General features: G+C 42.5%; 12 protein-coding genes. 3 read left to right on the top strand and 9 right to left on the bottom strand.

The annotated features are described in order from the left end of the window. The first annotated feature begins 187 nt into the window (after positions 1–187). Positions 188–2,572 carry a hypothetical protein gene (locus NT010_03205; protein ID MCX5805067.1) on the top strand — a complete coding sequence of 795 codons (2,385 nt, stop codon included), beginning with the start codon at positions 188–190 and terminating at the stop codon, positions 2,570–2,572. A 33-nt stretch (positions 2,573–2,605) separates the two neighbouring features. Here NT010_03205 and NT010_03200 read toward each other — a convergent pair whose 3' ends face one another. Beyond that, positions 2,606–3,325 carry a protein-L-isoaspartate(D-aspartate) O-methyltransferase gene (locus NT010_03200; protein MCX5805066.1) on the bottom strand — a complete coding sequence of 240 codons (720 nt, stop codon included), beginning with the start codon at positions 3,323–3,325 and terminating at the stop codon, positions 2,606–2,608. A gap of 174 nt (positions 3,326–3,499) precedes the next feature. On the opposite strand from NT010_03200, the gene NT010_03195 reads away from it, so the two are divergent. After that, entirely contained in the window at positions 3,500–5,245 is a 1,746-nt protein-coding gene (locus NT010_03195) for a 2-oxoacid:acceptor oxidoreductase subunit alpha (protein MCX5805065.1), read from the top strand. Continuing rightward, complete coding sequence (locus tag NT010_03190) at positions 5,223–6,089, top strand: 2-oxoacid:ferredoxin oxidoreductase subunit beta (protein ID MCX5805064.1); 867 nt, start codon at positions 5,223–5,225, stop codon at positions 6,087–6,089. The genes NT010_03195 and NT010_03190 overlap by 23 nt, the downstream gene beginning before the upstream one ends. A gap of 75 nt (positions 6,090–6,164) precedes the next feature. Here NT010_03190 and NT010_03185 read toward each other — a convergent pair whose 3' ends face one another. The 8 genes from NT010_03185 to NT010_03150 form a co-directional block, all read right to left on the bottom strand. Further along, positions 6,165–6,461, bottom strand: coding sequence for a putative addiction module antidote protein (locus tag NT010_03185; GenBank protein ID MCX5805063.1), 297 nt, complete (start codon positions 6,459–6,461; stop codon positions 6,165–6,167). 9 nt (positions 6,462–6,470) lie between these two features. Then, a complete protein-coding gene (locus tag NT010_03180; GenBank protein MCX5805062.1) occupies positions 6,471–6,761 on the bottom strand; it encodes a type II toxin-antitoxin system RelE/ParE family toxin in 291 nt (96 codons plus the stop codon). A 146-nt stretch (positions 6,762–6,907) separates the two neighbouring features. Then, on the bottom strand, positions 6,908–7,366 hold the full coding sequence (locus tag NT010_03175) for a hypothetical protein (GenBank protein MCX5805061.1): 459 nt from the start codon (positions 7,364–7,366) through the stop codon (positions 6,908–6,910). 1,384 nt (positions 7,367–8,750) lie between these two features. Then, complete coding sequence (locus NT010_03170) at positions 8,751–9,512, bottom strand: nucleoside phosphorylase (GenBank protein MCX5805060.1); 762 nt, start codon at positions 9,510–9,512, stop codon at positions 8,751–8,753. Then, the gene (locus tag NT010_03165; GenBank protein MCX5805059.1) at positions 9,496–9,987 is read right to left on the bottom strand and encodes an HIT domain-containing protein; all 492 of its coding nucleotides are present in this window, start codon (positions 9,985–9,987) and stop codon (positions 9,496–9,498) included. The genes NT010_03170 and NT010_03165 overlap by 17 nt, the downstream gene beginning before the upstream one ends. 1 nt (position 9,988) lies before the next feature. Then, positions 9,989–10,504: an HNH endonuclease gene (locus NT010_03160; protein MCX5805058.1), complete on the bottom strand. Its 516-nt coding sequence runs from the start codon at positions 10,502–10,504 to the stop codon at positions 9,989–9,991. Between the two features lie 93 nt (positions 10,505–10,597). Beyond that, entirely contained in the window at positions 10,598–11,299 is a 702-nt protein-coding gene (locus NT010_03155; GenBank protein MCX5805057.1) for a SprT family zinc-dependent metalloprotease, read from the bottom strand. A gap of 41 nt (positions 11,300–11,340) precedes the next feature. Further along, positions 11,341–12,723, bottom strand: coding sequence for an MBL fold metallo-hydrolase (locus NT010_03150; protein ID MCX5805056.1), 1,383 nt, complete (start codon positions 12,721–12,723; stop codon positions 11,341–11,343).

The raw sequence follows: 12,723 nt of genomic DNA, 5'->3' as shown, positions 1-12,723 counted from the left end.
TCCCCCTTTTTTTATTTTGGATATTTTAAATGCAATATTTTATATCGCTTATCTATCAATATGCCATTACACAGAGTAAATGACAACATTTTTCCCCCATCCTGTTGACAGAAAAAAACTGCTCTGCTAACATCCTTTAGCAAGAGGATGGTATTCCCGCCCTTAATGGAATGCCTGTAGGCATATTATGAAACCGCCCTATAAGATAGTTTTTTTCTCTTCTCTTTCCATCCTTGCATTTGAAATTGTCCTTATCCGGATATTTTCAATAAGACTTTCCTACCACTATGCGTCGCTTATCATCAGTGTTTCCATGATTGGACTTGTCATCGGAGGAATTTACACATACCTGAAAAAAGATAAAGAGATTGGAGATTTAAAGGCCAAAAAATTCGGCAATATTGATTTTTTTAAATACGCAGCCTCTGAATCTTTGAATGTTCTTATCTTTTCTCTCTCCCTTTCCTACCCGGTGATTTTTATCATTTCAACCCTCATACCCTTGGACCCTTACAGAATGCTGTGGGAGAATATACAGATACTTTACCTCTTTTCTTTTATCGCGCTCTTTTCAATACCCTTTTTCCTCTACGGCGTCATACTTTCCACATCCTTGCAGAAACATCCACCATTGACTGGCCGGATATACGCTTCAGACCTCATAGGAGCATCATGCGGGGTTGCACTGGTAGTATTCCTTATGAACAATACGGAGATCGAATTTATTGTTGTTGCATGTTCAATAATTCCGGCACTATGTATTTGTTTTTCAAAAACCGCCGGAATTTTAAAGACTTTATGCATCATCATCATACTGGTTTTGAATATTCCTATCTTACTGGGTTTATTCATCGTAGATATCTCGCCATATAAAGGATTGATGCAGGCACTTAAAGAAGACGGATCAAGACATATGCAAACAATCCATACTTCCCATTCGAGGCTCGATATATTTGAAAATCCAAGAATGAAGCAGGCGCCCGGGTTGTCTCTCGCATGGACAAAACCGATCCCTCAGGGTCTTGGCATGGCGCTTGACGGAGATACGGCAGGAGTCATGCTTAAAACAAAGATTATTTCCGATTACTGCTATTTGCCTTTTCTGCCATCCGCCCTGCCCGATCTCCTTGTACAGCCGGAGAATGTTCTCGTTGTCGGGTTCAAAAACAGTCCGGATGTATTTATGCCTTATTATTTCGGCGCTAAAAATGTCTATAAGGCAGAAAAAGATCTTTCCATTTTGAAGTTTCTGTCCGGTTGTTACGACAAGGATAGTCTTTATCGAAAATCATTATACAATTCTTCAGGGAGAATGCTGATAAAGCATATGGAAAAACAACCCGATGTAGTTTTCATATCAAAAACAGGCTTTTCTCTGTCAGGTACATTCGGTTTGCAGGAAGACTATGATATGACCGCAGATGCATTGGGGCTCTACCTGTCATGCCTTAGCAAGAAGGGTTTTCTTTTTATTCAGATCTTCATTCTGCCTCCTCCACGTTACGAATTGAGGATATTGAACAATATTATTTTCGCGCTTAATTCGCAGGGCATTGAAAGTATTGACAGGCATCTGCTCATATACAGAACCTGGGATACGATAAACTTTCTTGTGAAAAAAGCCCCCTTCACAGAAAAAGAATTGGAGATGGCCCAGTCTTTCCTGACAGAAAGGGAGTTCGAGAAGGTTTTTCCTTTTTTAGAAACAGCCGGGAAATATATATCAGGGCTCGATTATAAACGTCTTTTTTATCCCCTGATGGAAAAGACAAATAATTCAGCATTTATCGATAGTTATCCCTTTGATATAAGGGCAACCACCGACGACAGACCTTTTTTCCACTATTTCTTAAAACTCACTAAAATAAAGGAAATTTATGGAATCACGGGAAAGAAATGGGCATATTTCCTTCATGAAGGCATGGTGCTACCCTTTGTTCTGATCTTTCTTGTAATCGTTGTCATCCTGATCTTTGTATGGGTTGCTTTATGGTGTCTATTTTCACATCCGACGCCTGAGAACCGGCCATCGGCAAAGAAATCAGCTTTATGTTATTTTGCCTGTATTGGTTTTTCTTTCATGTTTGTTGAAGTTTTTTTTATCCATAAGCTGATACTCCCTTTCGGTTCACCTGTAAGTGCATTCTCGGTTGTCCTTATAACCCTTCTTATAAGCGCAGGCTGCGGGAGTCTGCTCAGCGGCCGCATACCTGCTGAAAGACTGACATTTGCAATGGCGTTTACCCCTTTGCTGCTCGTGACATATTTATGCTCTTTGGATTTTTTACTGAAAACTACTGCAGGTTTTACACTGATTATTCCTGCAGGTGTTACGATGGGTTTCTTTTTTCCCGCCGGTATCAGGTTGTTTTGTCCGGACTACAAGACCATACCGCTGGCCTATGCCGTAAACGGTGCCGCATCAATTGTAGCACCGCCTTTAGCCTCGCTCATTGCCGTAGAATACGGATTGAGAGCCCTGATTATTATGCCGGCTATTCTATACTGCCTGGCCCTGTTTTTTATTGTTCCTGAAAACTGTATGGCAACATTCCGCAAATGGATTCGCTAATATCCGATACTGTTGCCAATGAAATATCCGGGTTTATCTTTTCTGCACTTCTCCGGTCATAGGGACAAAGGCTACGCCGCCCAGTTCATTTATCGTGTGTTTACCCTTTTCTTTTCTGACAAGTGTCAGATTCTGGTAAAAAACCGTACTGCCCAGGGGTATGATGAGTCTCCCGCCTTCTTTCAGTTGGGCAAGAAGCGGAGGAGGTATATGATTTGCCGAAGCTGTAACCATAATAACATCGAAAGGCGCATAATCCTCCCACCCATAATAACCGTCACCCAATTTAGTCCGGATATTACGATAGCCCAACTGTCTGAACTTCTCTACCACCTTTTCGTATAACCCTTTCTTGATTTCTATAGTAAAAACTTCTTTCACGATCTCACCGAGTATGGCAGCTTGATAACCTGAGCCTGTCCCGATCTCAAGTACTCTCTCATTGCCCTTGAGAGCCACAGCAGCCGTCATAAGCGCCACTACATAGGGCTGGGATATGGTCTGTCCTTCGCCTATGGGCAGGGGATGGTCATTGTAAGCCTGGCCTGCCCGGGATGGATCTACAAAAAGGTGCCTCTCGACTTTAGACATGGCATCTAATACCTTTCTGTCCTTTATGCCCCTTGTTTTAATATCTTTTTCAACCATTTCCTGCCGTTTTTTCTCAAAGACATCGCAAGAGGCAGATGGTAAAGTTATGACCGTTAATATAAGAATTATTGTCAGCAGTGCATTAAAGTATCTTATTATCATATTAAAAGTATTGTATCACAAGCTGCAAAATCTGAAAAGATCAGCTCTCTATTACATAATCTGTAATGACAATTTTTTGCATCTCCATTTCTTGTTTTTTGCTGGTCATCTCGCAATATTTTTTTCAGGAAGTTTCCCGGTTAAACATTAACCTTGATGTTTCTTTTTTGCAGATTGTATAATGGAATACAGGAGGCATTTCTGGATTATTCTATTAAGATCGGCGGTGAGGCAGGCCAGGGCATTCAGACAATCGGCGATACCCTGTCAAAGGTTTTTTCACGCTCCGGGTACCATGTATTTACCCACCAGGATTATGAATCACGGGTCAGAGGCGGGCACAATTTCTACCAGATAAGGCTCTCAGACGTACCGATAACCGCTTCCCGGACAAAGATAGACATTGTTGTAGCCCTTGATAAAGAGAGTGTTATCCTCCATGAAAGAGAACTTTCCGAAAAGGTTATGATTATATATGATTCTGCATCCCTAAAAGAAAAATATGAGAGACCTAATTTTCTGGATGTCCCCTTTGCAGGTATCGCCCTTGATGTCGGCGGCGACAGGATTATGGCAAATACCGTTGCAACCGGTGCAGTGCTTGGCATGCTTGGAATGAATATAGATATTTTTAGCGAAGTACTGAAAGAAACCCTCAGTAAAAAAAGTGAAGAGGTCATCAAAACTAATGAAAAGGCCGCCCTTGCAGGTATGGGTTATGCTAATACGAATTGTATGAGTTGCGATTTTTCAATAGCCCCGCCTGCATCGAAAAAGATGCTTATCGGGGTAAATGAGGCTGTCGGCCTGGGAGCTATTGCCTCGGGATTAAAATTTTACTCGGGTTATCCCATGACGCCGTCAACAGGCATTATGACATATGTTGCAGGCAAAGCAATGGAATACGGAATAATAGTTGAGCAGGCAGAGGATGAGATTTCGGCAATCAACATGGCTCTCGGTGCATCCTACGCCGGAGTCAGATCTATGACCGGCTCCTCCGGCGGCGGTTTTGCCCTTATGGTAGAAGGGCTCTCCCTTGCTGCCATGACAGAAACACCTATTGTAATTGCCCTTGCTCAAAGACCGGCGCCGGCAACAGGACTGCCTACAAGAACAGAACAGGCTGATTTGCTCTTTGCCCTTTATTCGGGTCATGGTGAATTCCCAAGGGTCATCTTTGCGCCCGGTACGCCTGAACAGGCATTTTACTTGACGAACAGGGCTTTTGAAATTTCCCAGAAATACCAGATACCGGTATTTATCTTGACTGATCAGTACCTGTCGGATGCACAGTGGACATATTCTAATCTTGATCTCGACAGGCTGATATATAATGATTACAGGCTAAGAGGCGATGCTTTTGCGTCTCTTTCCGAATATAAACGGCATGTTATAACTGAAAACGGCGTGTCGCCCTTTGGCGTGCCCGGCGAGGCAAAACATGTTGTTGTCACTGACAGTGATGAACACGACGAGGAAGGCCATCTTATCGAGGATGGTGAAACAAGAATACAAATGGTTATAAAGCGGCTTTTTCAGAAACTGGTTTATTTAAGAAGGGATATAAACCCTCCTTCTTTTTACGGCAGTGAAAATCCGGAAATCATCATTACGGGATGGGGTTCAACCTATGGAGTCATGAAAGATGCCGTTGATATACTCTCAAAAAACAAGAGTATTGCCATGCTCCATTTCAGCGAGGTTTTTCCTTTTCCGGAAACTGATACCTGGCTTGATGTATTAATGAATGCAAGGTTTGCTGTATGTGTTGAGAATAACGCTACCGGTCAGTTTGCCCGTCTTGTGAAATCCGAGACCGGCTATGTCTTCAATGCAATAATTAACAGGTTTGACGGAAGACCTTTCCTTGCGGAAGAGCTTATGGGAGAGCTGGATGGCTATATTGGAAGATTATAATACAGGCCGGATTCCCGCATGGTGTCCGGGATGCGGCAATTTCAGCATTCTGAAGGTCTTCAAAGAAGTTTATACGGAGCTTGGCATAGAGCCTCATCAATTCGTAATTGTATCCGGTATCGGTCAGGCAGGAAAATTCCCCCATTATTTGAAATGCAACACCTTTAATGGCTTACACGGCAGGGCTCTTCCTGTAGCAACCGGAGTTAAGCTTGCCAGTCACGAAATGCTTGTTGTCGCAGAGGGAGGAGACGGAGACTGCTACGGCGAAGGCGGCAATCACCTTGTCCATGCTATACGGAGAAATATAGGAGTTAAGCTCTTTGTCCACGATAACCAGATTTACGGGCTGACAAAAGGTCAGGCTTCTCCTACGAGCACAGAAGGCACGGTGACAAAGAACCAACCTTTCGGTGTGCTTTCGGAACAATTAAATCCTATGTCCCTTGCAATAGCCATCGACTGTTCCTTCGTTGGCCGGGGATATGTCGGCGCGCAGGAACATCTTAAAGGGTTGATTAAAGAGGCTTTAACTCATAAAGGGTTTTCTCTTGTAGATATATTGCAGCCCTGTGTTACATTCAATAAAGTAAATACCTACCAGTGGTATCAGCAAAGAGTGTACCAGCTTGAATCAACATATAATCCTGAGGACAGAATAGAGGCCTTCAGAAAATCTCTCGAATGGGGAGACCATATTCCCATCGGCGTCATCTATCGGAACAATCGGCTTTCTATGGAAGAGAGGATGCCGGTCATTAAAGACCAGTCTCTCAAAGACCAGCCTGTAATTCCTGAAGAGATAAAGGTTAAACTGGAAAAAACACTAAGAGAATACTATTAGTTTTATGATAATACAGAGGTCAACGACGTGGCCCGTTTTACCGCCACGTTCGCTGCACCGTTTGGTTCGGCTGGTTTATGCAACAGCTTCTGCGTGTAATCTTAAACCGAGTGCACTTATCACTTTAAGAATTGTGTCAAAACCCGGGCTTCTTTCTCCAGAAAGCGCCTTATAAAGGCTTTCGCGAGACAATCCGGCATCTCGTGCGACTTGAGACATACCCTTAGCACGGGCGATGTCACCGATAGCTTTAGTAATGAATGCTGCGTCACCATTTGCTTCCTCGATGCAGGCTTCGAGATAAGCAGCCATCTCCTCTGGGGTACGAAGATGCTCAGAAACGTCATATTTCGTAGTAATGGTTTTTATCATAGTATACTCCTATAGTTTTCTTGCCAAACGCAAGGCTGTTTTAATGTCCTTGGGCTGTGTGTGTTTATTGCCACCAGCCAACAGGATTATCAGAGAATAGCCTTGCTGTTTGTAATAAACCCGATAGCCTGGTCCATAGTTGACTCGCAATTCTGAAACCCCTTCACCCACCGGCTCCACATCACCAGGATTCCCCTCTGCTAATCGTTCAATCCTTACCAATATACGGGAACGTGCACGGATGTCAGTCAAGCCATCAAGCCAGCTATTAAAAACTTCGGTTTTACGAATACCAATCATAATTTAATTGTAGCCTAATGGCTACACATTGTCAAGCTATCCGATGTAGTACCTATTCAGAGCCGAACACGAGGGTCAGCCAGAGCCCGCTCTATGGGCGATTGGCTGCACCCACTCGTTATCGGTCGTCTATATTTTGTGTACATTTACGCCGCCAAACTCTGAAAAAAGTCTCGAATTACATCCCTATTGTTTCTGAACCTTTCCAAAAGTACCGCCTGAAGGCCTTCTTGGTTTTGCGACTCAAGCAATAGGTCTACGTCATAAGCCCGCTTATCAAGTTGACGGCAGTACTTATCGATAACGGTTTGGGGGGCTATTCCGCGTTTCTTGGCTACTAGATTCGTAGCTTGCCTCCTCGATAATCCTAGTTTCTTGACCCCGTAAATAACTTCAAGAGTCTGAGCCAGTGCCTCCGGGACAGAGGAGGAAAATACCGGAAAATCATTTGTGGTATGGGTTTTGAGAGTGTTTTCAACACGTCTTTCCGTACCACCGAAGAGTAGCCGCTTTAAGACCGAGTTCGGAGTATCTTCAAATGGCTCTGCGTTTTTCTTCAAGAACTGCCATACCTCTTCATCGACATCGATTTTGTAGAATCCCATTTTTCCCTCCTTACCTGACGGATTTAACTACTAAACACTTCATAAGTAGTATTATACGAAAGTACTTGTAGTGTGTCAAGTAAAAAGTTTGCCGTATTCGCTCAGTCCTTCATTTTATTTCATTTGACAGCTTTTTCATATGTCTCTGTTCATTCTCCGATAACAATTAGATAGACAGAAATATTTCTGTCTATCCCCGGATAAGCCGAGATATAAGGAATTCTTCCGGGATGTTAAAACATGAAATAATACAATCCACATGAAAAAATAATAAATTTATTGATCCTTGCTTTGCTGAATCCCCGCGTATGTGTTTTTATTGTCTCCCAATTAGTTTTAATTTTCAAGCAAAATTTTGGAAAAATTAAAGAGATGTCAATAGCTGAAACAACTATCTTTCCCTTCCAAGAAATTCGATTGGCTGATTATTCCCTGAGATGCTGCCCCGTTTTATTTCTTCAATTTTTTTGCCTTCGGCAAATTAAACCATTGCCTGTAAAGTTAATGAAAATGCAAGAGGATTTTTTCTAAGCGATATTGAGGCCGCTATAATTTCCGTGAAACAGTTTCACGGAAATTGAAACTTTCCATAAAACCTTGTCCTGCCTTGTTCTATGTACAGATACCATAAAAACAAAAAACACTTTGAATTCAAAAATTATTCCTGAAACTGGTCAAATCAGAATAGATTTGAAATATCCTAAAATCTTTGTAAACCGTTGCCTGTTCTTGATTTACAATTTCTCCGCAACAGTTGTGGAGAAATCAATTTTTGCCCCTGGCGCATCGAATCATTTCTCACAAAGTTTAGAGGATTTTTTACACAGGTACACGAATTATCCCAAATTTTCCATTAAGATGAGCATCGGTGTCAGGCTGTCCACACAAACACGCTCACTACGCTCCGGCGGCTTCATTCGCTCGCGTTCGGCTTAGGAACTTTTGCTTATGCAAAAGACCGAGCTTCCTCGCCTCTCGACGGTTTGCTTAGGACAACCCGACACCATCGCCAATGACATATTTGGGTTTATCTGTTTTGTTCTATCTGTTAGAACAAAACAGAAATTACAATACTCTACCTTATCCTTGGAACAGTAGAAAATGAGAAAACAATCATGCCCTTTCATGCAAAACCCATTAATCCAATTGTATATTCCGATGCAATAGCCAGGATGATCATCACCGGAGATGATCATCCTGGGTTGGGTGGACATTGGCATGGAGAGGAAAGATGAAGATGCGATGGGCTACCATGTCTTGTTGACCGTCGACTATACTTGCGTATGTCAGAGGGCACAAGACACGGTAGAGCGCACAGATGCGCTTGCCCGAACATGCCATTGTCCGTCCAAGGAAAAACCAAAAAGTAAACGATACATACTATCTATACAATTACTTTTTCTATCATAAATTCCAGCATCTTCTTTACCCCCTGCGAGAAGGGGGCCGTGTGAAAACCGGGTGTCCATCCTTTATCATTTAGCAGATCAGAGACAACAAGAAAGGCTATACCTTTAACCTCTCTGTATCTACATACTGCATAAAAAGAAGCAACCTCCATTTCCACTGCAGAGATACCCATATTTCTGTATTTTATAACTTTATCTTCTGTTTCCCTGTATATGGCGTCACAGCTCCAGATCAAACCTTTATGAAAACCCCGGTCCCCGGCCTGTCCTTCCCATTCGTCAAGCCAGTCCGTATAGATAAAGCTGTCCGTATTTTCTCCATCTGTGCCTTCTATATAATGATAAGATACGCCATCTTCTCTCAATGCCCCTTCAGCGATGATAATATCGCCGAGATTAACTGACTTTCCTATCCCGCCGCAGTAGCCCCATATTATAAATTCACTCACGCCGAAAGAAGAAAGCTCTTCAACAAGGGCAGCAATATTGGGCCCCCCGAAGGATGAGTTAACGATTATAGTGTCCGTACCTTCAATCAAATATAGCCTTTTGAACCTTGTCCATGCATCGACAAGTTTATGATTTTTTCCGGCCAGTATGCGTTTCAGGTCGCCTATACTGAATACAATAATTGCCCTGCCCGGCAAGGCGAGTTCTTCTGTTGTTTTTTTAGTAAATGTCCGGACCAGATCAATCGGATTTAAAAGCGGCTGACTATGGTCAAAGAGTTTTTTCAATAAACTTTCTCTTCAGTTTTTTGTAGGTTTCGTATATATGTTCGGAAATAACCCTCGTTTCCCCGACAACAGCCATAAAATTTGCGTCGCCGAACCATCTCGGGACTATATGGATATGAACATGTTCTTCAAGTCCTGCACCTGCAGCACGGCCCACATTGATGCCTACATTCAAGCCGTCAACATTAAACTCTTCTTTAAAAATTGTTGTCATGATCTTCACAAGGGACATCATGTCCGTCAGCTCTTCATCAGTCAGTCCTTCCAGTAATCCAGTATGCCTTACGGGAACAACCATAACATGCCCGTTTGAATAGGGAAATTTGTTCATAATCACAAAGGCGCTGCCTTTTCTCCCTACTACGAGGAGTTCATCATCATCTTTAACGTCAACACAGAGGAAACACTTCTTTTCCCCTTTTACTGTGGTGCTGCTGATATACTCAATTCTCCATGGCGCCCATATTCTATCCATTTCAGTCCCTCATAAAAATGTAATCTTTCCAGTGTTCAGGAAAAACCCGTACCCCTACATGGAGCATGAGCAGATAAAACCCGTTTGGCCTTGTCGGTCTTTTCTTCGGATACATTTCGACTTCATCGGGAAGTTTATCACCCTTTCGCAGATTGCAACGGGTACAGGATGTAACGATATTTGACCACTCAGTGATCCCGCCTCTTGATTTCGGTACTATATGGTCACAGGTGAGGCTCTTGGGGTCGAATCTTTCTCCGCAATACTGGCAGGTATAGTCGTCCCGCAAGAAAATATTCTTTCTTGAAAATTTAGTATTTACGTGATTATTGTTTCTGACAAACCTCAAAAGTCTGATTACAGCAGGCTGTTTTATGCTTATAGAAACACCCTTTATCTCTTTGTCATATTCCCTGACAACCTCAACTTTACCGAGGTAAAGAAGTATTACAGCCTTTTTCCAGTCCAGCACGCTTAACGGTTCAAACGTAGTATTCAGAAGGAGAGTCCTGTCCATAAACCACCAGATAGTTAACGTTTTTTATGTATAATTGTCAAGGTTATTCAAGCAGTTACAAATAAAAGAAAAAAATCTAAAGGATTCTTATGACTAAATCCTTAAAAAGTGTACGTGCTCTTTTAACCAGTGTTTATGCCTTTTGTAATCAGGTATGGCAGCCTCAACCAGATCCCAGAATTTTCCTGAATGGTTTTTTTCCTTTATGTGCATAAGCTCATGAACAATAATATAATCTATTACAGCCAGCGGCGACATAACAAGCCTCCAGGTGAATGACAGCTTGTTCTCAGGCGAGCAGGAGCCGTAATGGAACTGTGCGTTTGTTATCCTTATACCTTCAGGAAAAAGCCCGAAGTTTTTGCTGTAATAAGTTACCCTGTCTTCAAGAAGCCTTTTAGCTTCATCCTTATACCATTTTATGAAAAGCGTTCTTGCATCTGCTGCCCTGTTTTCGTCGAGCATGAATATGCCATGCGATAGGCAAAGCGGTGATTTCCTGCCGTCAATATTGTGAAATTCCAGGGGATAGAACTCACCGAGATAGAGGAACTTATCCCCTGGGATAAAACCTATTGGTTTTTCACCAAACTTCCGGGCGCTGTTTTCCCTCTCTATAAGCTTCTTTTTTACCCAAGGGGTCTTGGCTTTAAAAAACCTGTCTATCTCACCCTGCGTTGTCCTGTAAGGCGCGCGTATTACAACCTTTCCGTCTGCCATGACCTGTATGGCTATAGTTCGCTTTCGCTTATTGCTTCTGAATAAAATATAATTAATGTCTTTTGAAGTATCCAAATTATTTGCCGGCTAAACCATATCAATAATGATTGCTTTTTTTAGATATCGAGTTCTTCCCCTTTATGGGGCACGTATGTGTCAAGACCCAGCTTTTTCAGAACAATCTCTTGAAATTCAAGGGAAACGTTTTCCTCGCCGTGAACAATGAAGACCTTCGGTTTATTTTTAAAAGTGCCGAGCCATTCAAGGAGTTCTGTCTGGTCGGCATGAGCTGAAAAGCCTCCTATCGTATATATTTTTGCCTTTATTGCTACCTCTTCACCGAGTATATGAGCATGTTTTGCGCCATCGATAATATACCGTCCGAGTGTTCCCCTTACCTGAAAGCCGGTAAAAATGATGCTGCACTCAGGGCGCCATATATTATGTTTGAAATGATGCCGGATGCGCCCGCCATCGCACATTCCGCTGCCGGCAATAATGATAGCGCCCGACTTTATTTTGTTTATCTTTTGGGATTCTTCAAGGGCTGTTGTATAATGGAGGGTCATTCCTTCGCCCCCCTTAAACCAGAATGAATTAGCTGCCTCTTTATCGAACAGTTCTGTATGCGAAATATAGACCTTTGTTGCTTTATCTGCAAGGGGGCTGTCTATATATACATTGAGGTGCGAAAGTCTTTTCTCCTTTACAAGCTTGTCGAGTAAAAAGAGAATGTCCTGTGTTCTTCCCACAGCAAAGGAAGGTATAAGGACATTTCCTCCTCGTTTGAAGGTCATCTTTATTGCATCGGTGAATTCATCTATGCTTTCTTTCAGTCCTTTATGAAATCTATTGCCATAGGTTGACTCTACAACAACATAATCCGCTTCTTCTATATGCTGCGGATCGTTTATAATGGGATTTCCGTTTTTTCCTATATCCCCGGAGAATACAATCTTTTTCTCTTTGCCGTTATCCTGATACCAGATCTCAAGAGAACCTGATCCCAGTATATGCCCTGCATCGACAAACCTGTATTTAACACCGTTACCCAGCTCATTTATTTTTCCATATTGCTCTTTGTTGATAAATGGGATTACATGTTTCACGTCTTCTTCTGTGTAGAGGGGCTCGAATACTTCATCCCTGCCTGCCCTTAAGGATTTTTTTGTAAGCCATTCCGCATCCTTTTCCTGAATATGGGCAGAATCATAAAGCATAATCTCCAGGAGTTCTGCTGTTGCCGCTGTAGTCAATATTTTCCCCTTGAATCCTGCTGCGACAAACTTCGGTATGAGTCCTGAATGGTCAAGATGAGCATGGGTGAGAAGGAGGTAATCTATCTTGTCAGGCTCAAAGTCAAAGGCCATCCTGTTAAGTTCATCCGAATTCTTCCCTTGATTCATTCCGCAATCGACAAGTATCTGTAAGCCATTTACCAGCAGGTGAAAGCATGACCCTGTTACCTTACGTATAGCGCCCAGAAAACGTATTTTCAT

Source organism: Pseudomonadota bacterium (assembly GCA_026388275.1).
Lineage (GTDB): Bacteria > Desulfobacterota > Syntrophorhabdia > Syntrophorhabdales > Syntrophorhabdaceae > JAPLKB01.
This window is presented reverse-complemented; position numbering and strand designations above follow the sequence as displayed.

What these genes read in the sequence shown, in the direction of transcription:
- NT010_03160 (MCX5805058.1), bottom strand. Translation starts at nt 10,504, where the DNA reads ATGGACAGGACTCTCCTTCTGAATACTACGTTTGAACCGTTAAGCGTG.
- NT010_03180 (MCX5805062.1), bottom strand. Translation starts at nt 6,761, where the DNA reads ATGATTGGTATTCGTAAAACCGAAGTTTTTAATAGCTGGCTTGATGGC.
- NT010_03165 (MCX5805059.1), bottom strand. Translation starts at nt 9,987, where the DNA reads ATGGATAGAATATGGGCGCCATGGAGAATTGAGTATATCAGCAGCACC.
- NT010_03190 (MCX5805064.1), top strand. Translation starts at nt 5,223, where the DNA reads ATGGCTATATTGGAAGATTATAATACAGGCCGGATTCCCGCATGGTGT.
- NT010_03200 (MCX5805066.1), bottom strand. Translation starts at nt 3,325, where the DNA reads ATGATAATAAGATACTTTAATGCACTGCTGACAATAATTCTTATATTA.
- NT010_03185 (MCX5805063.1), bottom strand. Translation starts at nt 6,461, where the DNA reads ATGATAAAAACCATTACTACGAAATATGACGTTTCTGAGCATCTTCGT.
- NT010_03205 (MCX5805067.1), top strand. Translation starts at nt 188, where the DNA reads ATGAAACCGCCCTATAAGATAGTTTTTTTCTCTTCTCTTTCCATCCTT.
- NT010_03175 (MCX5805061.1), bottom strand. Translation starts at nt 7,366, where the DNA reads ATGGGATTCTACAAAATCGATGTCGATGAAGAGGTATGGCAGTTCTTG.
- NT010_03150 (MCX5805056.1), bottom strand. Translation starts at nt 12,723, where the DNA reads ATGAAAATACGTTTTCTGGGCGCTATACGTAAGGTAACAGGGTCATGC.